This is a genomic window from Pseudomonas sp. GW531-T4, from assembly GCF_017349615.1.
Taxonomy (GTDB): domain Bacteria; phylum Pseudomonadota; class Gammaproteobacteria; order Pseudomonadales; family Pseudomonadaceae; genus Aquipseudomonas; species Aquipseudomonas chlororaphis_I.
Genome location: NZ_JACMZT010000006.1, coordinates 119,860 through 142,996, shown reverse-complemented (window position 1 = coordinate 142,996; position 23,137 = coordinate 119,860). Strand labels below are relative to the sequence as shown.

Here is a 23,137-nt window from a genome sequence, read left to right as displayed (position 1 = left end):
AGGCTTACAGTCTCACGCCTCCAGCACCGACCTGACCATGGCGGTCAGGGCGTCCGGGCTGTAGGGCTTGCTCAGCAGGTGGGTGTCCGGGCTGAGCTGGTGATTGCAGGAAATGATGTCGCGGGTATGCCCCGAGGTGAACAGCACCGCCACGGCCGGCGACTGGGTCTTGGCCCAGAGCGCCAGGTCGGTGCTTTTGATCAGGCCCGGCATCACCACGTCGGTGAAGATAAGCTCGACATGGGCGCCATTCAGCAACAGTTGCATGGCCGCATCGCCATTGGCCGCCACCAGCACCTTGTAGCCAGCGTGCTCCAGCAGCTCGACCGCCGCCGCGCGGACGTCCTCGTTGTCCTCCACCACCAGGATGGTTTCCTGGCCATGGCAAGGTCGCTGCCCACGCCGGGGCGCCGCGCCCGGTTCCTGCTCGGTACTGCGGACAAAATACATGCGCACCGTGGTGCCCTGCCCCGGCGTGCTGAGCATCTCGATATGGCCGCCGCTCTGCTTGACGAAACCGAACACCATGCTCAGCCCCAGGCCGGTGCCCAGGCCATCGCGCTTGGTGGTGAAGAACGGCTCGAACGCCTGCTTGAGCACCTCGGGCGGCATGCCATCGCCAGTATCGGCCACCGACAGGCACAGGTAGTCGCCGGCGGTGATGCCCTTGCCGGCACAGAAATCGCCGTCGAGCACCACATTTTCGCCACGGATGCCGATGGTGCCCTCGCCCTTCATGGCATCGCGGGCGTTGATCGCCAGGTTGAGCAAGGCGTTTTCCAGCTGGCCGCGATCGACCTTGATGCACCAGGGGTTCGCAGGCAACTGCACATCGATATCGATGGTCTCGCCGAGGGCCCGTTGCAGCAGCTCGCCCAGGCTGTCGGGGATCCGGCACGGATTGTAGACCTCGGGCGACAGCGGCTGGCGCCGGGCGAACGCGAGCAGTTGTGCGGACAGCTTGGCGCCGCGCTCGACCGCGGTAATGGCCGCGCCGACCCGGCGCTGCACATTGGCATTGTCCGGCTCATGGCGCGCCAGCAGGTGCAGGTTGCCGGCGATCACTTGCAGCAGGTTGTTGAAGTCGTGGGCCACGCCACCGGTCATGCCGCCAATGGCCTCGAGCTTCTGCGACTGGCGCAGCTGCTCCTCGGCCGAGACCCGCGCGTTGACCTCCTCGGCCACCCGCTGCTCGAGATTGCGCGTCAGTTGCAGCAGCGACTCTTCGGCCATCTTGCGTTCGTGGATATCGATCAGCACGCCGGGGAAACGCAGGGCCTGTCCCGCGGCGTCGAACTCGCAACGGCCGCAGCCCATGACCCACAGGTAACTGCCGTCCGCCCGGCGGATGCGGTATTCGGCGTTGTAGGGCACGCCCTTTTGCACGCTGTAGGCCAGCTGTTCCTTGATCCGCGCCAGGTCCTCGGGGTGCACCCGGCTGTCGGCGACCGCCATCGACAGGTCGTCCAGCGGCTGCTCCAGCGGGTAGGAAAAGGTCCGGGCAAAACGCTCGTCGCCCGACAGCCGGTCGGCCTTGATGTCCCAGACAAAGGAACCCAGCAGCGCCCCGGCATTGAGCGCCAGTTGCACCCGCTCGTTTTCCGCGCGGTAGGCGCTCTCGACTTCCTGGCGGCGTTGCTCGGACAGAACGTGGGCGGTGGTCTCGACCACGATCGCCATGACCCCGGCCGGCGCCTGGTCGTCACCGGCCACCGGACTGTAGTAGAGGTCCATCCAGACATGTTCCGGCTGGCCGTTGCGCAGCAGCACCAGCTCCTTGTTGCGGTACGACAGGGTCCCGCCCGCCAGGCAGGTGTCCAGCACATGGCGGTTGAAATCCGCCACCTCCGGCCAGCCCTGCTCCACCTGGCAGCCGAGCAGGTACGGATGCCGGCCACCGGCGAATTCGGCGTAGGCATCGTTGTAGATCATGTAGCCCGAACGGCCCCAGAGCATGACCAGCGGCACCGGCGAGGCCAGCAACAGCTGCACCGCGCTGCACAGGCTCGATGACCAGCGGTCCAGCGCCCCCAGCTCGGTGACAGACCAGTCGAACGCCTGGATGCGTGCGGCCATCTCGCCTTTCCAGCCCTGGCAACCATGAGGATCTGATAAGAACGGCATGACGAACTCTACGAAAAACATGACAAGCATGGGTTTTCAAGAGGTTGCGACGCGGCAGCCTCCAGAGCCTTTGAGCACCGTGCGTGCGGATGGTTTCACTATTTTCAGCCCCTGGGCCGAATCACCGCTGCCGCTGGTCGGTCGCCCTGCCCGCGAGTGCACCCAGCACGCGCCGGACAGGATTGAACAAACAGCATAGGCGTTGGCGCAAGGTCCAGGCGGACGCTCGCAAACGTCGCCTGGCACAGGGCGGATTGCCCGCCCTGCGGACCTCAGTCGGTGCCGTATTTCGGCGAGCGCGGACCGTACAACAGGCCCGCGTGTTGCCCGGCCGACAGCAGGCGCTGGCTGGTGATGCCGGCGATCGGGTGACCGGCGTCGGTGGAGGTGTTGATGATCTGCTTCACCGCGGCGGTGATCAGCATGCCCACCAGGCCACCGCCGTTGTTATTGTTGCCCTCTTCGCTGGAGGCCCGGGCAGTACCGGTCCACAACGTGGTGCCGGTCTTCAGGTCGACCAGGGTGGCACTGGCGGTGACCACGGTGGCGCTGCTGATCAGCATGTAGCTGGTTCCGTATTCCTTGACGGTGATATACAGCCCGGCATCGGCGCCGAAGATCTCGTTGAGCTTGGCCGGCGACAGGCCATGGATATCCGCCGGGTTGGTCAGGCCGTTGTGGCGGAAGGTTTCGTCCACCACCGCGATCGGCATCACGTAATAACCGGCTTCGGCCAGGGGGAAGGTCACCTGGGACAGCATGCTGTAGGTGGCCTTGACGTCCGGCGACTCGTTGAGCGGCGGCAGCACCAGGATCGACTTCGGCCGGGCCTGCTTGTAGGCCGAGTAGTCCACGGTCTTGGGCGTGGCGCAGCCCACCAGCAGGCTGACGGCCAACAGGCCCATCAGGTTGCGCAAGGTGCAGAGGTTCATTGGCCGGCTCCCTTCTTGGCGTTTTTCAGCAGAAAGTCCATGTACGGCGCGGACTCGGGGAACAGCGCCTTCTCGGTATTGAACTGCTGCACCATCTGGTCGTCCTTGCCCAGGCCGGCATAGAGCATGCCCAGGTGCGCGTGGTAACCCGGCGGCACCGCCTTGCCGGTGGACTTGATCTTCTGCAGGTCGCGCTCCAGCGCTTCGACCTGCGCCTCCTTGGCCTCCTCGCCCTTGAAGTACTCGTAGGTCTGGGCCTGGTAGGTTTCCCACTGGTAAAGCGTCTTCGGCCCACTGCAACCGGCCAGCAATACGCTGCCCAGCAACATGGCGGCCATCAGCGGCCGGGCCATCTTGGTGTTGAACATGCTCTTCTCCCTGTCAGCGGTATTGATCAGCGGCTGGGTTTCCAGGCACCGGCGTCAATCGCCTCGACCATGCGGTTGACGGCCTCGCGCATGGCCAGGTCGAGGACCTTGCCGTTGAGGGTCGAGTCGTAGGAAGCGGTGCCGCCGAAGCCGATCACCTCGCGGTTGGACAAGGCATACTCGCCGGCACCCTGGGTCGAATACACCACTTCGGAAGTGCTGATGTTGACGATGTTCAACGCCACCTTGGCGTAGGCCACCTGGGTCTTGCCGCGGCCGAGAATGCCGAACAGCTGGTGGTCGCCGGTTTCCTTGCGGCCGAACTCGGTGACATCGCCGGTCACCACGAAGTCCGCGCCCTTGAGCTTCTGCGCCTGGCCCTTGATTGCCGCTTCCTGCTGGATCTCGCCCATGTTGTCGCGATCCAGCACGTTGAAGCGGTTGGTCTGCTGCAGGTGGGTAATCAGGATGGTCTTGGCCTGGCCGCCGAGGCGGTCGACGCCGTCGGAGAAGATCCCGCGCATGTAGCTGGAGCGGTTATCGAACTTGCCCACCGCCATCGGTACCCGAGCACCGGTCCACACCTGATTGGCGCTCTGGACCTTCTCCACCGGCAACGCCCGGGAGCTTTCCGTGGCACAACCGCTCATGCCCGCCAGTACGGCCAACGCTACGCCCGACATCACCAACTTCGAGATCAGTCTCACTCTAGGTTCCTTTTGAGTATTCATAAAAAGTGCCTGCGCCCTGCCACAGCCTTGCGAAACACGGCTTCGGCGGGTTCGGAAATAGCAGTCAGGGCATGCTGAAACGTGACGCAGGAGGCGTCGGCGACGGCGATTATGCCAAAGTGCCATCATTGCGAAAAGAAATAAAAATCCTGGCGCCAGTCGATTGACCGCCGGATGCACCAGGCTTGCCCGCGATGGCTGCGACGCCGGTCGCAGCCTGCGGCAGCGTGACCGGCTCAGCGGAAATCGCGGCTGCGGATGGTGATGCCGCTCAGCAGGTCGCTGAGGTCGCTCAGGCGGCCGGCGATCAGGTGGCGGACCTCGCCTTCGGTTTCCAGGGTGCCGTCGACCTTGAGCAACTGCGCGCCGACCAGGACCTTGCGCTGGCGTTCGGCCAGGTCGCGCCAGACCACCACGTTGACGTTGCCGAACTCGTCTTCCAGGGTGACGAAGGTCACGCCGCTGGCGGTGCCCGGCCGCTGGCGTCCGGTGACCAGCCCGGCGATGCTCACCGGGCGCCCGTGCTCGACCTCCAGCAGCTCGCGGGAACTGCGGCAGCGCCGGGCCTTGAGTTCGTCCCGCAGCAAGGCCAGCGGATGGGGCCCGAGGGTGGTGCCGACGCTCAGGTAATCGGCCTGCAGATCCTCACCGACCGTCGGCCGCGGCAAGGCCACGGGCGTCTCCTCCTGGCGCGGCAGGCCGGCGAACAGGCCGAGCTGTTGCTGCACCCCCGCCACTTCCCAGCGCGCCCGATGCCGGTGCCCGGCCAGCCCACGCAGGGCGCCGGCATCGGCCAGCAGTTCCTGGGCGCGGCTGTCCAGGCGCGCCCGTTGCCCGAGGTCGGCGATATCGACAAAGGGCGCGTACTGGCGTGCTGCCTCGATGCGCCGCGCGTCGTCTTCGCGAAAGCCCTTGATCATCCGCAGCCCCAGGCGCAACGCCGGCTGCGCGCCGGCCAGCGGTTCCAGGCTGCAATCCCAGGCGCTGGCGCACACGTCCACCGGACGAATCGCCAGATGGTGCCGGCGCGCGTCCTGGAGGATCTGGTCGGGGCTGTAGAAGCCCATGGGCCAGCTGTTGATCAGGGCACAGGCGAAGGCCGCCGGCTCATGGCACTTGAGCCAGCAGCTGGCATAGGTCAGCAAGGCGAAACTGGCGGCGTGGGATTCGGGGAAACCGTAGCTGCCGAAGCCCTTGATCTGCTCGAAGATCTGCGCGGCGAATTCGTCGCTGTAGCCATTGGCGCGCATGCCGTCGCGCAGGCGCAGGCGGTGGGGCTCCAGGCCGCCGTGGCGTTTCCAGGCGGCCATGGAGCGGCGCAACTGGTCGGCCTCGCCGGGGGTGTAGTCGGCGGCGACAATGGCGATCTGCATCACCTGTTCCTGGAACAGCGGCACGCCCAGGGTCCGCTCCAGCACCTCTTTCAGTTCCTCGGAGGGATAGGTCACCTCCTCCTTCTTGTCCCGCCGACGCAGGTACGGATGGACCATGCCGCCCTGGATCGGCCCCGGCCGGACAATGGCCACCTCGATCACCAGGTCGTAGAAATCCTTTGGCTTGAGCCGGGGCAGCATCGACATCTGCGCCCGCGATTCGATCTGGAACACGCCGATGGTGTCGGCACGGCCGATCATCTCGTAGGTGGCCGGGTCCTCGGCGGGAATGCTGGTCAGGCTTAGCCGTTGGCCCCGATAGCCATGGATCAGGTCGAAACAGCGGCGAATCGCGCTGAGCATGCCCAGCGCCAGCACATCCACCTTGAGCAGCCCGACCGCGTCCAGGTCGTCCTTGTCCCACTGGATGATGGTGCGCTCGGCCATGGCCGCGTTTTCCACCGGCACCAGGGAGTCCAGCGGCTGTTCGGAAATCACGAAGCCACCGGGGTGCTGGGACAGGTGCCGGGGAAAGCCGATCAGTTGCCCGGTCAGGCTCAGGACCCGGCGCAGCACCGGGCTGTCCGGGTCGAAACCGGCCTCCAGCAGGCGCTCGACGGCCGGCGGCGTATCGCTCCAATGCCCGCAGCAATCGGCCAGGGCGTTGACCTGGTCCGGCGGCAGGCCCAGGGCCTTGGCCACATCGCGCACCGCGCCGGCGCCATGGTAGGTGCTGACCACCGCGGTCAGCGCGGCGCGATGGCGGCCGTAACGCTGGAACACGTACTGCAGGACTTCCTCGCGGCGCTCGTGCTCGAAGTCCACGTCGATATCCGGTGGCTCGTTGCGCTCGCGGGAGAGAAAACGCTCGAACAACAGGGTCGAGCGGTCCGGGTCGATCTCGGTGATGCCCAGGGCGAAACACACCACCGAGTTGGCCGCCGAGCCCCGGCCCTGGCAGAGGATCGACTGGCCGCGGGCAAAACTGACGATGTCGTGCACCGTGAGGAAATAGCTCTCGTAACCCAGCTCGGCGATCAGTTCCAGCTCAGCGTCGATCTGCTTGAGCACCTTGGGCTTGGCGCCCCCGGGCCAGCGCTTGACGATGCCGCGCTCGGTCAGCTCGCGCAGCCAGCTGGTGGGCGTCTGCCCTTGGGGCACCAGCTCCCGGGGGTACTGGTAATGCAGTTGCCCGAGGTCGAAATGGCAGCGCTCGGCGATCTTCAGCGACTCTTCCAGCAGGGCCGGCGGATAAAGGCTGCGCAACGCCTCGAGACTGCGCAAATGCCGCTCGCCATTGGGGTGCAGGCGCTGGCCGGCCTCGGCCACCCGCACGTGATGGCGGATCGCGGTCATGGTGTCCTGCAAGGCCCGGCGCCCGCGCACATGCATATGCACATCGCCGCAGGCCACGGCGGCAATGCCCAGCTCCCGAGACAGCGTCAGCAATTCACCCAGGCGCCGCTGGTCGTCCTGGCCGCAATGCAGCTCCACGGCCAGCCACAGCCGGTCGGCGAACACCTGCTGCAACCAGCGCCCCGCTTCTTGCCGCTCACCCTCTGGTTGAGCGTCCGCCAGCCACAGGGCCAACAGCCCCGGCAAGGGCTGCTCGAAGTCTTCCCGCAACAGCTGGTACTGGCCCTTCTGCGCCCGGCGTCGGGCGCGGGTAATCAGCCGGCACAGGCCCTGGTAGCCCTCCAGGTTCTCCGCCAGCAGCACCAGCCTGGGGCCGTCGTCGAGGCGCATTTCGCTGCCGACGATCAGCGGCAGGTTGCAGTCCTTCGAGGCCTGCCAGGCCCGGACGATGCCGGCCAGACTGCACTCGTCGGTAATCGCCAGGGCCTGGTAGTCCTGGGCCGCCGCCCGCTCGAACAGCTCGCGGGCACTGGAGGCACCGCGCTGGAAACTGAAGTTCGACAGGCAGTGCAGTTCGGCGTAGCCCTTCATGCGAACCAGCCCTGCAACAGCAAGGGCCCCGCCTCGCCCACCGGGCGATACGCCCAGCCCTGCTGGCCGCCGCGGGTTTCGATCAGGTAATAGTCACGGCGCACGTCGCCGCCGTCCCACCAGCCGGACTCGATGCGCTCCGGCCCCATGAGGATGCGCGCCGCCCCCTCCTGCAACGCCAGCGGCTCGCGCAACAGCCAGCCCGGGCGCCGGGGTCCGGGCAGCAGCGGGCAGGCCTGGCTGTCGCCGACCGGTTGCCAGCTGCATTCGGGACGGTGGTCAGCGTGGAAACGCAAGCCATGCACCGCCTCGTCTCCCAGGCGGGCGCGCAGGCGTTCGCGCAACTGCTCCCAGGGCAGGGATTGCTGCGGGCGCTCGTCGAACAGCTCGCGGTGCTGCGGCACGAAGCGCGGCAAATCCTCGGCCACCAGGCGCACGCCACGCACCGGCGCGGGCACCTGGACCTGCTCCAGGCGCCCGCGCGCCAGTTCGAACAGCATCGCCGGTTCGCGCTCGGCGCTGAGCAGGCCGACCTTGATCAGGCTGTCGGGCAGCTCGACATGCTCCAGGTGCAGGTCGAAGCGCTGCACCCCGCTGTCACGGCCACAGAGAAACGCCGCCAGATCGCAGGTCAGGCGGCGCAGGGGAAACAGCAGGGCCTGGTGGGACAGCACGTCGAAATTCAATTCGATGCGCAGATCGAAACGGTCCGGCGGCTGATAGAACGCCAGCGCCAGGGAACGCTCGCCCAACAGAGTATCCAGGTGCTTGAGCAGGCCCGCGTCGAAACGCCGGGCCAGGGTGTCCCGGGGCAGCCCGCGCACTTGGGCGAAGGTGCGCAGGCCCATGCGCGACAGGGCTGTGGCCGCGCCCGGCGGCAGGCCGAGACGCTCCACGGGCATGCGCCCCAGGGCCTGGCGCAATTGCTCCTGGTCGGTCACCGCCAGCCCGTCGTAGGCATTGGCCAGCACCCGGGCCGCCGCCGGATTCGGCGCGCTGACGATGCGGTGGCGAAAACCCAGCGCGTTCAGCTCCTGGCGCAGGCGCGCCTCCAGCTGTGGCCAGGGGCCGAACAGGCCCAGGCTCGACTCGATCTCGAACACCAGGGTGCGCGGATAATGAAGGCTGACCTGGGAACTGAAACGGTAGGCCCAGGCCGCGAGAAACTGCTGCCAATGGGCGATTTCGTCGGCGTCGTATTCGGCGCTGGCGAAGTCCTTGCTCAGGGCCTGGGCGGCGGTCAACGACTGCCCGGGCCGCAACCCCAGCTCGCGGGCGGCGGCATTCACCGCCTGGATCACCCGGCGCTGCGGCGTCCCGCTGAGCAACGCCAGCGCGGCGTCCGGCTCGGGGCGCTGGCGCAGCGCCGCGTCCAGCGCCAATTGCGGGAACAGAATACAGACCCAGCGCATGGCAACCTCAGTGCCCCGGGGCGAAGGCGATCGGCGCCGCATGGGCCAGGCCGCCGCGGCACTTGAGTATCCGCAGCTGCGCCGGCCGGGCCTCCACGGCGATGCGCAGGGCCGCTGGCGAGGGGTTGATGGCATCCTTGAGGGGACGGTAGGCAAAGGCCAGGGTCTGGCCGGTTTCGGCCGCCACCTGCAACCGCCGCAAGGCGCGGTCGTCGGCCTGTTGCGGCCAGCACAGCACAGCCCCGCAACTGCCCGAGCGCAGGCACTGCTCGGCGGCCCACAGGGCGTCCCGTTCGCCGGCCTGGATCACCGCCAGCTGGCGCAGGTCGACCCCGGCGTTCTGCCAGGCCTGGGGGTACGGCACATGGGGCGGCGCCACCAGCACGATGCGCTCGCCGGCGGCCGAGAGCCGGGCCAGGGTCGGCCACAGCAGTTGCAGCTCGCCGACACCCTGGGCGGCGATAAGGATTTCCGTCAGCGCCGCTTCAGGCCAGCCGCCGCTGGGCAAGGCCGCGTCCAGCATGGCGTGGCCGGTGGGCTGCGGGCTGGCGGCGGGCGCCGTCGGGCGGCCCTTCCACACCCGGCCGGCATTGAACAGCGTCTCCAGTGCCACGACGGCGCCCATCAGCCTTGCCTCACCAGGCCACAGAACACCCCTTCGATGGCCAGGTCCCGGTCCTCGCCGATCAGGATCGGGGCATAGGCCGGGTTGCGCGGCAGCAGGCGCACGCCATCGGCCAGGCGTTCGAAACGCTTGATGGTGACTTCGCCATCCAGCCGCGCCACCACGATCTGGCCGTTGCGCACCTCGCTGTCGCGACGCACCGCCACCAGGTCGCCGTCGAGGATGCCGTCCTCGATCATCGAGTCGCCCTGGACCCGCAGCAGGTAATCGGGGGTACGGGAAAACAGCGCCGGGTCGAGCAGCAAGCGACTGTGCACCTCGGCATCGGCGCCGATCGGCAGGCCGGCGGCGACCCGGCCGAGCACCGGGATCTCCAGCCACTCGGGGCGCGGCGGCTGGTTGAGCAGGCGGATGCCTCGGGCCTGATGGGGGTTGACCTCGATGAAGCCGGCCTCGGTCAGGGCCACGACATGCTTGCGCGCCACGCTGCGCGAGGCGAAGCCGAAGGCCTCGCTGATTTCAGCGAGGCTCGGGGGCTGGCCATGTTCGGCGATGCGCTCGCGGATAAAGGTCAGGATGGCACTGCGGCGGGGAGATAAAGTAGTCATGGAGTACATTTGTACTCCTCCCGGGTTTTCCTGACAAGAACCGCCAGTCAGCCCAGGCCACGGCTCGCCAGGAACGCGCTGATGTAATCGATGAACGCCAGCACCTTGGCCGTGGCCCGCCGGTGGCTGGGGTAGACCGCGAGGATGTGCGGCCCGAAGCAGTCCGGGTCGATGGCGTAGTCGGCCATCACCCGCACCAGGCGGCCGTCGGCCAGGTAAGGCGCGGCGCTCCACAACGGGGTGTGCAACAGCCCGCGCCCGGCCAGGGCATTGGCCAGCAACAGGTCGTAATTGTCGCTGCGCAGCCGCGGCGCCCGGGGTTGCAGCAGGCTCAGGCGCTGCCCGTCCCGTTCGACCCACCAGAACTCGCGGCTGAGCAAGGGATGGCGATAGAGCAGCCATTCGTGTTCATCCAGGGTCTGCGGCGTCACCGCCACGCCCTTGCGCGCCAGGTAGGCCGGGCTGGCGCACAAGGCCAGGCAATTGCTGCCGACCACCCGCGCAATCAGCCCCGGCAGGTCGTCATGGCCTTCGCGCAGGGCCAGGTCGTAGCCGCTTTCCAGCAGGTTGACGAACTCGTCGCACAGGTCCACCTGCAGGTCGATCTGCGGATACTGCTCGAGGAAACCGCCACACACCTGGTCGAGAAAGGCCTGCCCATAGGCCAGCGGCGCGGTGATCTTCAGGTTGCCGCGCAGGCCATGCTGCAACTGCTCGATTTCCTCGCCGGCCTCCTCCAGCCGCTGCAGGACCTGGCGCGCGGTTTCCAGGTAGAGCCGCCCCACTTCCGTCAGCAGGATCCGTCGGGTGCTGCGCTCGAACAGACGCGCGCCCAGCTCGACTTCCAGGTGATTGACCGCCTTGGTCAGGGCCGAGGGGGTCTTGCCCAATTGCTCGGCGGCGCGGCTGAAACTGCCGAGCTGCGCGGTGACCACGAACATCTTTAATGCACCCAACTTGTCCATGCTTTTTCCATTCAGGCAAAAACGTTTTTCGTCAGCGAGGCGTTCTGTCGGCTCTGGCAAGCCACTAATCTGGCCATCAGACGCAATAACAAGGAAATACTCAATGAAAAGGTTCATCCCGAATCTGCTGACGATTGCAGTGAGTTTTGCCTCAATGGAAGCCATGGCCGCCACCGACCTGGTGCTGTTCAACGGCCAGGTGTTCACCGCCGATCGCGCCCAGCCCAAGGTCCAGGCCCTGGCGGTGGCCGACGGCAAGGTGCTGCAAGTGGGCAGCGACGCGCAGATCAAGGCCCTGATCGAAACCGGCACCCGGGTCATCGATCTGGGCGGCAAGACCCTGATGCCCGGCCTGATCGACAGCCATTCCCACGCGATCTTCGGCGGCCTGGAAATGACCTCGGCCAATATGCAGGACAAGGTGGTCAGCCTCGACCAGCTGGAGAAAAAACTGCGCGCCTGGCGCGACGACGGCAAGGCCCGGCACGGCGACGTCCTCAGCATCGCCGGCATGAGCTCGGCCTACTGGGCCCAGGCCGAAGCCCTGGGCCAGCGCTTCAACGCCGGCGAGTGGGCCAGGGTGCCCGTGGTGTTCACCGGCAGCGATCACCATACCGCCTGGGCCAATGACGCAATGCTGGAGCGCGCCGGCATCGACGCCGCCCTGCTCAAGACCCTGCCCCAGGCCGAGCGCGACACCATAGGCCAGCTCGCCGACGGCCGCCCCAATGGCTTCCTGGTGGACGCCGGCTGGGACCGGGTCGCGGCGAAAATGCCGGTGCCCAGCAGCGCCGCCCTGCTCAACGCGGCGCAATCGGCGGTGCGCTACAACAACAGCCTGGGCATCACCGCCTGGATGGACCCGGCGGCCAACGCCGCCCCCGGCGAAGCGGTGTTCGCCCTCAAGCCCACGGCCCAGACCGTCGGCGTGCTGCCGGCCTACAAGGCGCTCGCCGAGAGCGGCGGCATGAGCGCCCATGTCGCCGCGCTGCTGGTGGCCAACCCGAAAAGCCGCCCTGCCGACCTCGACGTGCTGGAGCAGGTGCGCCAGCAATTCCAGGGCATCCCCAACCTGACCCTGCCCGGCGTCAAGATTTTCGCCGACGGGGTGATCGAGTACCCGGCCCAGAGCGCGGCGATGATCGATCCCTACAGCAACTCGCACAAACAGGGCGAACTGCTGATCGATCCCGAGCATTTCGGCGAACTGGTCAGCGCCATCGACCAGCGCGGCTGGCGGGTGCACATCCACGCCATCGGCGACCGCGCGGTGCGCGAATCCCTCAATGGCATCGCCCAGGCGCGCCAGGACCGCCAGAGCGGCATCGCCCACTCCATCACCCACCTGCAGATGGTCAACCCGAAGGAGTTCACCCGCTTCAAGCCGCTGGGGGTCATCGCCTCGATGCAACTGCTGTGGGCCTCGGCGGACGACTACACCCTGGACATGATCAAGCCGTATGTCAGCGCCCTGGCCTTCCGTTACCAGTACCCGGCGCACTCGCTGCTCAAGCAGGGCGCGACCCTCGCCGGGGCCAGCGACTGGCCGGTGTCCTCGCCCAACCCGTGGAACGCCATCGCCCAGGCCATCACCCGCACGGGGCCGCTGGGGGTGCTCAACGCCGACGAGCGCCTGGACCGAGAGACCATGTTCTACGCCTACACCCTCAACGCCGCCCGCGCCATCGGCCTGGAGCAACGGATCGGCTCGCTGAGCGCCGGCAAACAGGCCGACTTCATCGTGCTGGACCGCGACGTGTTCCGTGTCGACGAAAAGGCCCTGCATGAAACCCAGGTGCTGCAGACCTGGTTCGCCGGCCGCGAAGTCTACGCCCGGCCTCTCTAGCCCGATCCCTCCAGATCGATCCCTCTAGAAAAACAGCTCCACTGCCCGCCCCCACGTCCTTGCGCACGTGGGGCCGGCGCAGCCTTGCCTGAAACCTGCCCATAACAATCACAACAACACGGGACGCCCACATGAAGACCCTCAGCCTGTTCGCCATCGGCGCCTTGAGCCTGTTGCCCCTGGGCAGCCAGGCCCTGCCCTTGAACGATGACTTTGCCGTGGAACTGGAACTGACCCTGGCCAGCGACTACCGCACCCGCGGCATTTCCCAGACCCAGAACGACCCCGCCGCACAGGCCGCCGCGACCCTGCTGCACAGCAGCGGCCTGTACCTGGGCGCGTGGACCTCCAACGTCGATTTCGGCGGCGGCCTGAAGACCCGCCAGGAAGTCGACTACTACGCCGGCTGGCTGTGGCAGGCCAGCGACGCGATCAGCCTCGACCTGGGCTACCTCAAGTACAGCTACCCCAGGGAAGGGCAATTCAACCAGAGCGAGGTCTACGGGATTTTCAGTGCCTATGGGGTCAGCCTGGCCGCCTATTACTCCAGCGACGCCGCGGGCATCGACAGCCAGCAAAACACCCTGTATCGCTACGTGGGCTACGAGACCGAGCTGCCCCTGGGCCTGGGGCTGAAGCTGCGTTACGGCGAGATGGACTTCAAGGACCCACGGTTGATCTCGGCCTCGGGCCAGGGCGAGGATGCCTACCACGAATGGGAGGCCAGATTGACCCGCGAGGTGGCAGGCGTGGTGCTGGGCCTGAGCTATATCGATACCGACCTGTCGAAAAGCCAGTGCACCAGCAACTACGGGTTCAGCGACCTGTGTGGCGCGACCTGGGTCGCCAGTGCCAGGAAGACTTTCTGAATCCGGCGGGCGCGGTTCGACGTGATTCGGGATAACGGCCCGCGCCCTTTCGACATTTTTTTGACCAATGACCCTCTACAGTCAGCAGTGCCACTGCTGGTGCCTGTATCTCTACCCGGAGGAACGAACTGAAATGGTCTTGGGCAAAGGACTGCGATTCGCGTCAATCACATCGACCCGCCTGGTACTGCTGTTTTCCCTGGCCCTGGTGGCGCTCTACAACTTCGCCACCTGGCGCGCGCTGGGCCACCTGATCAGCCTGCAGGGCCTGCACAAGCTGGCGTTCTTCGCCTCCTTCGGGCTGTTCCTGTGGGCCGCCATCACCCTGCTGCTGACCCTGGTGTCCTTCCGCTGGACCCTGAAACCGGCGCTGAGCCTGGTGGCCCTGACCTCGGCCGCCGCCGCGTATTTCATGAACCAGTACGGCATCACCATCGACACGGTGATGGTGCAGAACGCGTTCGAGACCAACCCGGGCGAAGCCGCCGCGTTGTTCAACTTCAAGCTGCTGGGCTACCTGCTGGTGCTGGGCCTGCTGCCGGTGGTGCTGATCTGGCGTACCCCGGTGCGCTACCGGCCGTTCTTTCGCGGCCTGCTGAACAAGCTATTGGTGATTGCCGCCTGCGTGCTGGTGATCGCGGTCTCGGTCGGCACCTTTTATTCCACCTACGCGCCGGTCTTTCGCGAAGAAGACAAGCTGACCCACTTCATCAACCCGACCAACTACCTCTACGCCCTCGGCAAATACGCCAAGCAGAGCCTGGGGATCAAGCAACACCTGGTGATCCAGCCGATCGGCCAGGACGCGGCGATGAGCGCCCAGGCCAGCGCCCGGGAGAAGAAGTCGCTGATGATCCTGGTGGTCGGCGAAACCGCCCGCGCCGACCACTTCTCCCTCAACGGCTATGCCCGCGACACCAACCCGGAGCTGGCCAGGCTGGACATCCTCAACTTCACCCAGGTGCACTCCTGCGGCACCTCGACCGCGGTCTCGGTGCCGTGCATGTTCTCGATGTTTCCCCGCGAGGACTACAGCGACAAGAAGGGCAAGACCTACGAAGGCCTGCTGGATGTGCTGCAACGGGCCGGCGTGCAGGTGCTGTGGCTGGACAACAACAGCGACTGCAAGGGCACCTGCCTGCGGGTGCCGAACCGCGACATTCCCAAGACCCAGCCGAGCCCCTTCTGCGATGGCAAGAACTGCCTGGACGAGGCCCTGCTGGTGGACCTGCAGCAGTACATCGATGGCCTCGGCGACAACGCGATCATCGTCCTGCACGCCGACGGCAGCCATGGCCCGGAGTACTACGACCGCTATCCGAAGAACCTGGAGCGCTTCACCCCGATCTGCCACACCAACCAGCTGGGCAGTTGCAGCAGCGAGGAACTGGTGAACGTCTATGACAACACCATCCTCTACACCGACCACTTCCTGGCCCGGGTCATCGAGCTGCTCAAGCACAACCAGGAACGCTTCGACACCTCGATGCTGTACGTCTCCGACCACGGCGAGTCCCTCGGCGAAAACGGCCTGTACCTGCACGCCGCGCCCTACGCCCTGGCGCCGCAGGCGCAGACCCATGTGCCGATGCTGATGTGGTTCGGCCAGCAGGCCCTGGCCGACCTGGGCATCCAGCGCGACTGCCTGCAAGGCAAGCGCGGCGAGCCGGACCTGAGCCACGACAACCTGTTCCACTCGGTGCTCGGGCTGTTCGAGGTCAAGACCAGCCTGTACCAGCCGCGGCTGGACATCTTCCATTCCTGCCGGCCGAACATGACCGCGGCGCACTAGCGCCGCCGGTACAGCCTCGCCTCTGTAGGAGCGAGCGGGCGGCGATCCGACTTGCCCGCGATGGGAACGACGCGGTTTGCCTGGCGCATCGCGTCATCGTTCATCGCACGCAAGCTGTGCTCCTACAGAAGAAGATCGCGCACGATCCGTAGGAGCGAGGCTTGCCCGCGAAGGCCGCGACGCGGAATTTCTGATCCACCGCGTCATCGTTCATCGCACGCAAGCTGTGCTCCTACATGAAGAAGGTCGCGCACGATCCGTAGGAGCGAGGCTTGCCCGCGAAGGCCGCGACGCGGAATTTCTGATCCACCGCGTCATCGTTCATCGCACGCAAGCTGTGCTCCTACAGAAGAAGGTCGCGCACGATCCGTAGGAGTGAGCGGGCGCGATCCGGCTTGCTCGCGAAGGCCGCGACGCGGTTGGCCTGGCGCACCGCGTTATCATTTACAGAAGAAGATCGTGCACGTTCCGTAAGGCCTAACCGCGCTTGAGGATCAGGTCCATGATCCGGTCGGTCTTCAGCGCCTCGGTGGCCAGGGCCGGGTGCTGTGCTTGGCCACGGATATGGGCGTTCATGCCCAGCACGTGGTGCCACTGGATATGTTCGGGGTTGTCGATGAAGAGGCTCAGCTGTTCATCGGCGTCCAACTGCAGCGGATGCTCGTCGAACACCGAGAAGCCGATACGCCCCTGGCTGCCGATGATCTCCACCCGGTCCACCCGACGGTCCGCGACGAAGTTCCAGGCCCCCGTGCCCAGGGCGCCGCTCGCGAAACGCCAGCTGGCGCTCACTGCGTCCTCGGCGCTGTACAGCCCGGCCTGCCGGGCGGTGAAACCGGCGACCTCGGTGATGTCCCCCAGCAGGTACTGGAACAGGTCCAGGCCGTGGCTCGCCAGGTCGGCGAAGTAACCGCCGCCAGCGATCTGGGGGGCGGTGCGCCAGTTGCTGCCGCCATTGCGATCGGCCTCGGACGGCGCCTTGGTCAGGGTCCAGCTCAGGTGACGGACCTCACCGATGCGCCCGTCCCGCAGCCATTGCCGCACCTGCTGGAAGCGCGGCAGGGACCGGCGGTAATAGGACACGAACAGGTGCAATCCGGCCTGCTGGAAAACCTGCTGCATTTCCAGGCTTTGCCCGGCGTTCAACGCCATCGGCTTTTCCACGCAGCAGTGCTTGCCGGCGGCGGCCACCCGCAAGCTGTAGGCGTGGTGACTGTCGGGGGGCGTGGCGATGTACACCGCGTCCACTTCGGGGTCGTCGATCAGCGCCTGGGCATCGGTGTAGAAACGCGCGATGCCGTGGCGTGTCGCATAGTCCCGCACCGCTTCCAGGCGCCGGCCCATCACCGCCACCAGGGCCGAGCCCGGCGCCTTGTAGAAGGCCGGGCCACTCTTGCGTTCGGTGACGCTGCCGCAACCGATCATGCCCCAGCGTACGGGCCGCATGCCCTCTCCTGCTGTGTCCATTGGCCGGTCAGACCGCTTGCAGGGCGCGCAGGTCGAGGCGGCCGTCCTGCAGCGGCGGGCACCAGTAGTAACCGCCGGTGATCGGCCGGCTCATGCGGTACAGGCCGTCGACTATGCCGTCTTCCAGGCCGCTCATGCGCCGCAGCTGGACTTCGAAGGCGTGGAGGCTGTGGCCGAAGGCGAGGAACATCAGGCCGCCCTTGTCGCCTTCGATCCATGGCATCGAACGGCGCACCATAAAGGCCTCGGGGGTGAAGCTCTCTTGGGCAGTGCGCTTGACGTGGGCCGATTCCGGCGCGTCGTCCAGTTCTTCGTTGTCGCTCAGGCGGCGGCCGATGATATTGTCGCGCTCCTCCTGATGCATCGCGGCAAAACCCTTGAAGTCGTGCTGCCACTGCTGGATCGCGGCGAAGCTGCCACCGCGCAGGCCATCGGCGCCTTCGGCCAGGGCCGCGGCGATGGCTTTTTCATCGTGGGGGTTCTCGGTGCCGTCCTCGTAACCGGTCAGGTCGTGGCCGGTCTTGTGGCGGAAGGCTTCGTTCATCTGCACCAGGCGCAGCGCCGGGGCCAGGGCGGCCTCCAGGGCGTTGCTGCGGTGCAGCAGCTCGCCGCGGTCTTCGCCATGCAGCCAGACCCACAGCGCGTGCTGGGTCGAAGGGTTGTCGACGCCGACCCCGGTCAGCGCCGGGAAGGCCTTGAGCCCCTGTACGCGGGCGCCCAGCGCCTTGACCAGCGACGCGCCGAAACCCGCTACCGCCGTTTTCCCGTCCACCAGCGCCAGCAAGCGATCGATCGCCGCCGGCAGCGCCTCGATGGATTCGAGGGCGAAAAACAGGTGACGAGCCTGGGTCGGAACGGGGGTGGCAAGAATGCCCGGCTGGTAGTAACTCATAGCGACTCCTTGAAGAAAGCCCGGAGTTTACCCGGCGCACCACAATTTGTGGGGGTTTAGACACGCATGGACCTGCGCGGTGAATCGTCACGCCGCCGCAAGCCATGCCCTACAACTGGCCGCCCTCTTCCCGGTAGGCGCTGGGGCTCAGGCCGGTCCAGCGCTTGAATGCCCGGCGAAAACTGCGCACGTCGCTGTAGCCCACCGCCTCGGTGATGCGCTCGATGGACAGCTGCGGGTTGGCCAGCAGGCTCAGGGTGCGCGCCCGGCGCACCTGCTCCAGCAGCGCTTCGAAGGTCAGGTCGTGCTCGCTCAGGCGTCGGCGCAGGGTGCGCCCGCTCATGTTCAGGTCGCTGGCGACCTGCTCGATATGGCTGCCCTGGGTCAGGTCGCGGGAGATGGCCCGCTCCACCGCCTGGATCAGGTCCAGCTTGCGGTGCACCTGGGCGCTTTCCAGTTCCAGCAGCTTGAGCGCCTGGCGCAGGGCCACGGCGTGGTGGTTGGGTAGGCGCGTGTCCAGCCAGTGGCTGGCGATGACCAGGCGGTTGTGCAGGCAGCCGAAGTGCACATCCGGCCCCAGCAGCCGCAGGTACTCGTCCCGATAAGCCGGGGCGGCGTGGGTGAACTCGATCCGCAGCGGCTTGAAGTCGGCGCCGACCAGGGCCCGGCCATAGACCGGCAGGCTGGCGAAGAACTCTTCGACGGCAAATATCTGCACGTCGCTGTAAGGCAGCCGGCATTCGGCCTCGACAAAAAACTCGTCACCCTGTTGCTGGATGGTGCAGCTGGCGAGGCCGCCGGTGGTGTGCTGATGGCGCAGGCCGATGTCGAAGGCATCGCGCAGGGTCTTGCACAGCGACAGCACATGCCCCAGCAGGCCCAGGGTGCCGAGCACGTTCTGGTGCCCGACCCACAGGCCCAGGCCCTGCTGCGGCAAGGCCTTGAGCGCGCGCTGGATCATTGCCACGGCCTGGCGGTAGGAGATGCGTTGCGCGGGGTCCTGCAGGTCGTCGAGGGTAAAGCCCAGGCCGCGGCACAGGGCGTGCGGGTCGACGCCGTGGCTGCCGGCGACTTCGGCCAGGGTCTGCAACAGGAAGGGTGAAACCAGGGCCAGTTGGTACTGTGGATCGACGGCTTTGGTCTGCATGGGCATCGGGTCCCGAGCCGGTTCGGCTGCAATTCTTATTCTGGTTATGCGCCCCGCTCCCATCACCGCCAGGGCGAGGCGAGCGCTCGCTCAGCATAGCGTTTTCCGCTCGCGCTCATGGAAGGATGTAACAAGTCATTGCAGGCTGGCCGCGAAAGTCCCCCTCAGTGGCCGCCAATACCCTGCCTGGCCAGGCGCCGAAGGCTTATTCCTATGAGGCGGCCGGAAACCGGCCAACTGCGCGCCCACTGACAATAATAAGAGCCCGAACATGAATTCGACCCGCACGCATCGCTCCCGGCGCCTCGCCGCCAGCCTGGCCTGTATCGCCGCCCTGCCCGCCCTGGCACCGGCCACCGAGTCCGGGGTCGACAACATCGGCACCGGCACCGACGGCTTTTTCATCCTGCCGCTGGACGTCAACGGCCTGCCGGACCACATGTTCGCCTTCAACCTCTATTACAACCACTACGAGGCACGGAAGCTGAATATCAGCTCCCTGGGCGGCAAGGTGCCGGACGTGCGGATCGTCTCGGACGCGATCATTCCCCGCCTCGATTACCTGAGCCCGCTGCGGCTGTTCGGCGGGCGCCTCGGCGGCTACATGGCGCAACCTTATCTGCGCCAGCAGGTGGGAGTCTTCGGCCTCAAGGACCAGCGCGAAAGCATGGGCGACACCACCATCGCGCCGATCATCCTGTGGGACATGGGCAAGAACCTGACCCTGGGCGCCGCCGTGGAAATCACCGTTCCCACCGGCAAGTACGACGCGACGCGCCTGGCCAATACCAGCAACAACTTCTACACCTACAAGCCGCTGGTTTCGGTGACCTGGCTGCCCACCCCGCGCACCGAGCTGTCGATGAAAACCACCTACAGCTTCAACGAGGAAAACCACGCCACCGACTACAAGTCCGGGCAGATCTTCCACTTCGACTATTCCGCCAGCTACAAGGTGACCGACAACCTGAGCCTGGGGCTCAACGGCTACTACCTGAAGCAGACCACCGACGACAAACAGTACGGCCGCACCGTGCAGTTTCTCGGCGAAGACGTGGACGACGGCGTGCGCGGCCAGGTGTTCGCCATCGGCCCGGCGCTGTACCTGACCTTCCTCAAGTACGCCAGCGCGGAGATCCGCTGGGCCAAGGAGTTCGACGTGGAGAACCGGCCCGAGGGCGAGATGCTGTGGGCCAAGCTGACGATTCCGTTCTCCTTGTGACGCGGAATGCCTAGCACTGCGCGTTATCGTTCATCGCGAGCAAGCTCGCCCCTACAGAACGCAATCCTGTAGGAGCGAGCTTGCTCGCGAAAGACCTCGAGGACAGCGCAAAAACCTAGCTGTAGACCGGCCAGCTCTCGACGATCCGCCCGCCGCGCACCGCCAGCAGGTCGCCGAACTGCAGCAGCACCGCTTCGCTCTGCATCGGCCGCAGGAACACCTGGTCGTCCGGCCCCAGGCCCACGGCGGGCGAACCGTTGACCATCTCCTGGTTGGAACTGCGGCCGAATAAGCCATTGCTTTGCAGCCCCGAGGGCGACTCGAACTCGGCCAGCCAGTTGCCGCCGTAGATGAAGAACGTCTCGCGCTGGTTCGGGTCCCACCAGGCGAACAGCTTCGACTTGTCGTCCAGCGCCGGGATGCGCACCGGGCCGGTGCTTTTCAGCACCGGCGTGGCGATGTAGGCCGCGGGCAGATGTTCGCTGAGGGACGGCAGGTCGTAGTGGGTCGGCTTGAGCATCGCCGTGCCCACCGACACTTCGCTGCTCAACTGTTCCTGCTCATGCATGCGGTAGCTGGGGCTGCCGGCGGTGTTCAGGGTCAGCCCCGGCTGCCAGAGCGCCGGATGGCGTTGCCGGGTGAAGTCCACGGCGCTCTGGTAGCGCTGCATGACCTTGGCGAACAGCGCTTCGGGCGAGCCGAGAATGCCCGGCACGCCCATGCCGACAAAGGGGTCGTAGCCCATGAAGCCGGCGAACTCCAGGTGCTGGGGGTTGGCGGCGATCAGGGTCAGCAGCGGCCCCAGTTCGAGGCTGTCCTTCACCCCGCCGCGGTGCAGGCCGACGTCCAGTTCGATATTGATCCGCAACCGGGTGCCCAAACCTCGGGCCAGGGCCAGGTATTGCTGCAGGTGTTCCGGGGTGTCGATCAGCCACTGCAACTGCCGGGCCGGGTCGAACGGGCCTTTGTGGCCCTGGTAGAACAGCTCGGCGGAGCGCACCGGCAGCGGCTTGCCCAGCAGGATGTCGGCCTCGGGAAAACACTGGGCGTCGTGATTGAGGAACGGCTGGTGGAACGACATCAGGCGCTGGGTGCCGGCGCGCTGGCCGATGTAGGCCAGTAGCTCCGGCGATGGCAGGGACTTCTCCACCAGCCGCAGCTGCTTGCCGCCGCGCTTGACCGACTGCAGCACCATATCGATGTTGTGGTCCAGGCGGTCGAGGTCGATCAGCATCACCGGGCGCATCGGGCCGTGGGCCTTGAGCTCCCGGTTCAGCACGCGGAAATAGTCGCTGTAGGGCCCGCCCCGGGCGGGGGGCCGCAGCCAGGCCCCCACCCCCGCCAACAACGCGCCGACACCTGCGGTACCGAGCAGGAAGTTGCGTCGATTCATGCTTTTTTCTCCCTTCAGACCACGCCCAGGATGGACGACAGGTGTGCATTGAGGAACTTGCCGCCGGGGTCCAGCGCCTCGCGCACCCGGGTGAATTCCCGCCAGCGCGGGTACAGCGCCTGCAACTGCCGGGCGTTGAGGCTGTGCAACTTGCCCCAATGCGGGCGGCCGGCGTATTTCCAGAAGATCGGTTCGACGGCGGCGAAGAAGTTGTGGTGGTCCATGCCGTAGTGCTGGTGCACCGAGATCGAACAGCTGTCGCGGCCCTCGAACATGCTCAGGGGAATATCGTCGGCCTGGACGTAGCGGTACTCGATGGGAAACCAGGTGCGCAGGTCCTTGTCGCGGATCAGCTTGAGGATTTCCCGCAGGCACGCCGGGCCATGCTCGGCCGGCACCGAGTACTCCATTTCGTTGAAGCGCACGTTGCGCACGTTGGCGTAGACCTCGTAGGAGTCGCCGACCCGATCGTCGAAACTGGCGAAATGCCGCAGGCTGTTGAGCAGGGTGCGGCGGGTCTCAGGAAAGTCGCTGAGGTACTTGTCGAGGTTCTCGATCAGGCTGACGAACTCGTTGCCGCCCTCTTGTGCCGGGTCCACCGGTGGGGTCGCCGGCTCCTCGGTTTCATTCAGGGCGATCGACAGCGCGTAGTCGGAATGGGTGACCACCAGCATTTCCCAGTGCTGGTTGTCGCGGGTGTTTTTCGCCAGGTCTTCGAGCAGTTCCTCGGTCTTGGCGATCCACTGTTTTTCCCGCAGGCGATAGGCCGGGCGATTCTGCAAGCACACCCGGGTGGCGACGCCCAGGGCACCGAGGGACACCCGCGCGGCGCTGAAGACCTCGGCGTTGCGGCTGCCGTCGCAGTCCAGCACCTCGCCGCTGGCGGTCACCAGTTGCAGGCCGCAGACCTGGGCCGAATAGGACTTGAAGCCGACCCCGGTGCCATGGGTCGAGGTGGCGATGGCCCCGGCCAGGGTCTGGTAGTCGATGTCGGCCATGTTCGGCAGGGCCTGGCCGATCGCCTTGAGCGGCGCGCCCATGCGCGACATCGGCGTACCGGCGGCGAACTCGGCCTGCAAGGTGGCGGCATCGTGGCTGAGCAGGCCGCTGAAGAAACTCAGCGACAGCAGCGTGCCGTCGGTGGGCACCAGGGCGCTGAAGGAATGCCCCGAGCCCACCGGACGGATCTTGCCCGGGGTCTGGCGAATCACCTGCACCAGCTCATCCAGGTCCTTGGGCGCCAGCCGCGCCAGGGGCAGGCAGCTTTGCGCGCCGGACCAGTTGCGCCAGGGAATCAGCCGTGGCGCCCGCGCCAGCTCGGCCAGCAGCGGGTTGCTGGTCAGCGCGCCGAACGTCCCGACGACTGCGCTGCGTTGCAGCAACTGACGTCGTGTGAGGTGCATGGTCATGCCTGTGTCCCTGTG

Annotated in this window: 18 protein-coding genes; 4 read left to right on the top strand and 14 right to left on the bottom strand. The window is 66.5% G+C overall.

All coding sequences use genetic code 11. The annotated features are described in order from the left end of the window. Positions 1-12 precede the first annotated feature (12 nt). From J4D28_RS06960 to J4D28_RS06920, 9 genes are all read right to left on the bottom strand, one after another. A complete protein-coding gene (locus J4D28_RS06960; protein ID WP_103331327.1) occupies positions 13-2,124 on the bottom strand; it encodes a PAS domain-containing sensor histidine kinase in 2,112 nt (703 codons plus the stop codon). Between the two features lie 272 nt (positions 2,125-2,396). Further along, on the bottom strand, positions 2,397-3,056 hold the full coding sequence (locus tag J4D28_RS06955; protein ID WP_016705380.1) for a DUF799 domain-containing protein: 660 nt from the start codon (positions 3,054-3,056) through the stop codon (positions 2,397-2,399). Then, positions 3,053-3,424 (bottom strand): DUF4810 domain-containing protein, encoded by a 372-nt coding sequence (locus J4D28_RS06950; protein ID WP_009049701.1) that lies wholly within the window; start codon positions 3,422-3,424, stop codon positions 3,053-3,055. The genes J4D28_RS06955 and J4D28_RS06950 overlap by 4 nt, the downstream gene beginning before the upstream one ends. A 26-nt stretch (positions 3,425-3,450) precedes the next feature. Further along, entirely contained in the window at positions 3,451-4,107 is a 657-nt protein-coding gene (locus J4D28_RS06945; RefSeq protein ID WP_223815619.1) for a CsgG/HfaB family protein, read from the bottom strand. A 284-nt stretch (positions 4,108-4,391) separates the two neighbouring features. Beyond that, positions 4,392-7,475 (bottom strand): error-prone DNA polymerase, encoded by a 3,084-nt coding sequence (locus tag J4D28_RS06940; RefSeq protein WP_103331306.1) that lies wholly within the window; start codon positions 7,473-7,475, stop codon positions 4,392-4,394. After that, the gene (locus J4D28_RS06935) at positions 7,472-8,887 is read right to left on the bottom strand and encodes a DNA polymerase Y family protein (protein ID WP_103331305.1); all 1,416 of its coding nucleotides are present in this window, start codon (positions 8,885-8,887) and stop codon (positions 7,472-7,474) included. Before J4D28_RS06935 ends, J4D28_RS06940 begins: the two co-directional genes overlap by 4 nt. Before the next feature lie 7 nt (positions 8,888-8,894). After that, complete coding sequence (gene imuA / locus J4D28_RS06930; protein WP_103331304.1) at positions 8,895-9,512, bottom strand: translesion DNA synthesis-associated protein ImuA; 618 nt, start codon at positions 9,510-9,512, stop codon at positions 8,895-8,897. Further along, a complete protein-coding gene (gene lexA / locus J4D28_RS06925) occupies positions 9,512-10,129 on the bottom strand; it encodes a transcriptional repressor LexA (RefSeq protein WP_028682849.1) in 618 nt (205 codons plus the stop codon). Before lexA ends, imuA begins: the two co-directional genes overlap by 1 nt. A 38-nt stretch (positions 10,130-10,167) precedes the next feature. Next, on the bottom strand, positions 10,168-11,085 hold the full coding sequence (locus J4D28_RS06920) for a LysR family transcriptional regulator (RefSeq protein WP_009049707.1): 918 nt from the start codon (positions 11,083-11,085) through the stop codon (positions 10,168-10,170). 103 nt (positions 11,086-11,188) lie between these two features. Between J4D28_RS06920 and J4D28_RS06915 the strand changes: the two genes are divergently transcribed. The 3 genes from J4D28_RS06915 (at position 11,189) to J4D28_RS06905 (ending at position 15,592) form a co-directional block, all read left to right on the top strand. Then, positions 11,189-12,931, top strand: coding sequence for an amidohydrolase (locus J4D28_RS06915; RefSeq protein ID WP_103331303.1), 1,743 nt, complete (start codon positions 11,189-11,191; stop codon positions 12,929-12,931). A 131-nt stretch (positions 12,932-13,062) separates the two neighbouring features. Continuing rightward, a complete protein-coding gene (locus tag J4D28_RS06910; protein ID WP_028682847.1) occupies positions 13,063-13,800 on the top strand; it encodes a TorF family putative porin in 738 nt (245 codons plus the stop codon). Between the two features lie 133 nt (positions 13,801-13,933). After that, the gene (locus J4D28_RS06905) at positions 13,934-15,592 is read left to right on the top strand and encodes a phosphoethanolamine transferase (RefSeq protein WP_404940511.1); all 1,659 of its coding nucleotides are present in this window, start codon (positions 13,934-13,936) and stop codon (positions 15,590-15,592) included. Positions 15,593-16,069: 477 nt separating this feature from the next. Here the strand turns inward: J4D28_RS06905 and J4D28_RS06900 are convergent, their stop codons facing one another. From J4D28_RS06900 to J4D28_RS06890, 3 genes are all read right to left on the bottom strand, one after another. Then, entirely contained in the window at positions 16,070-17,038 is a 969-nt protein-coding gene (locus tag J4D28_RS06900; protein ID WP_103331302.1) for a Gfo/Idh/MocA family protein, read from the bottom strand. A 28-nt stretch (positions 17,039-17,066) separates the two neighbouring features. Further along, positions 17,067-17,951, bottom strand: a complete 885-nt coding sequence (locus J4D28_RS06895; protein ID WP_009049712.1) for a Dyp-type peroxidase — start codon at positions 17,949-17,951, stop codon at positions 17,067-17,069. Between the two features lie 109 nt (positions 17,952-18,060). Beyond that, positions 18,061-19,098, bottom strand: a complete 1,038-nt coding sequence (locus J4D28_RS06890; RefSeq protein WP_028682844.1) for an AraC family transcriptional regulator — start codon at positions 19,096-19,098, stop codon at positions 18,061-18,063. Between the two features lie 271 nt (positions 19,099-19,369). Here J4D28_RS06890 and J4D28_RS06885 point away from each other — a divergent pair, with 271 nt between their 5' ends. After that, positions 19,370-20,320 carry a transporter gene (locus J4D28_RS06885; protein ID WP_103331301.1) on the top strand — a complete coding sequence of 317 codons (951 nt, stop codon included), beginning with the start codon at positions 19,370-19,372 and terminating at the stop codon, positions 20,318-20,320. A gap of 115 nt (positions 20,321-20,435) precedes the next feature. Here J4D28_RS06885 and J4D28_RS06880 read toward each other — a convergent pair whose 3' ends face one another. Both J4D28_RS06880 and J4D28_RS06875 read right to left on the bottom strand, forming a co-directional pair. After that, on the bottom strand, positions 20,436-21,644 hold the full coding sequence (locus tag J4D28_RS06880) for a DSD1 family PLP-dependent enzyme (protein WP_207246399.1): 1,209 nt from the start codon (positions 21,642-21,644) through the stop codon (positions 20,436-20,438). Positions 21,645-21,727: 83 nt separating this feature from the next. Then, positions 21,728-23,056: a D-arabinono-1,4-lactone oxidase gene (locus J4D28_RS06875; protein WP_173477443.1), complete on the bottom strand. Its 1,329-nt coding sequence runs from the start codon at positions 23,054-23,056 to the stop codon at positions 21,728-21,730. Between the last annotated feature and the right edge of the window lie 81 nt (positions 23,057-23,137).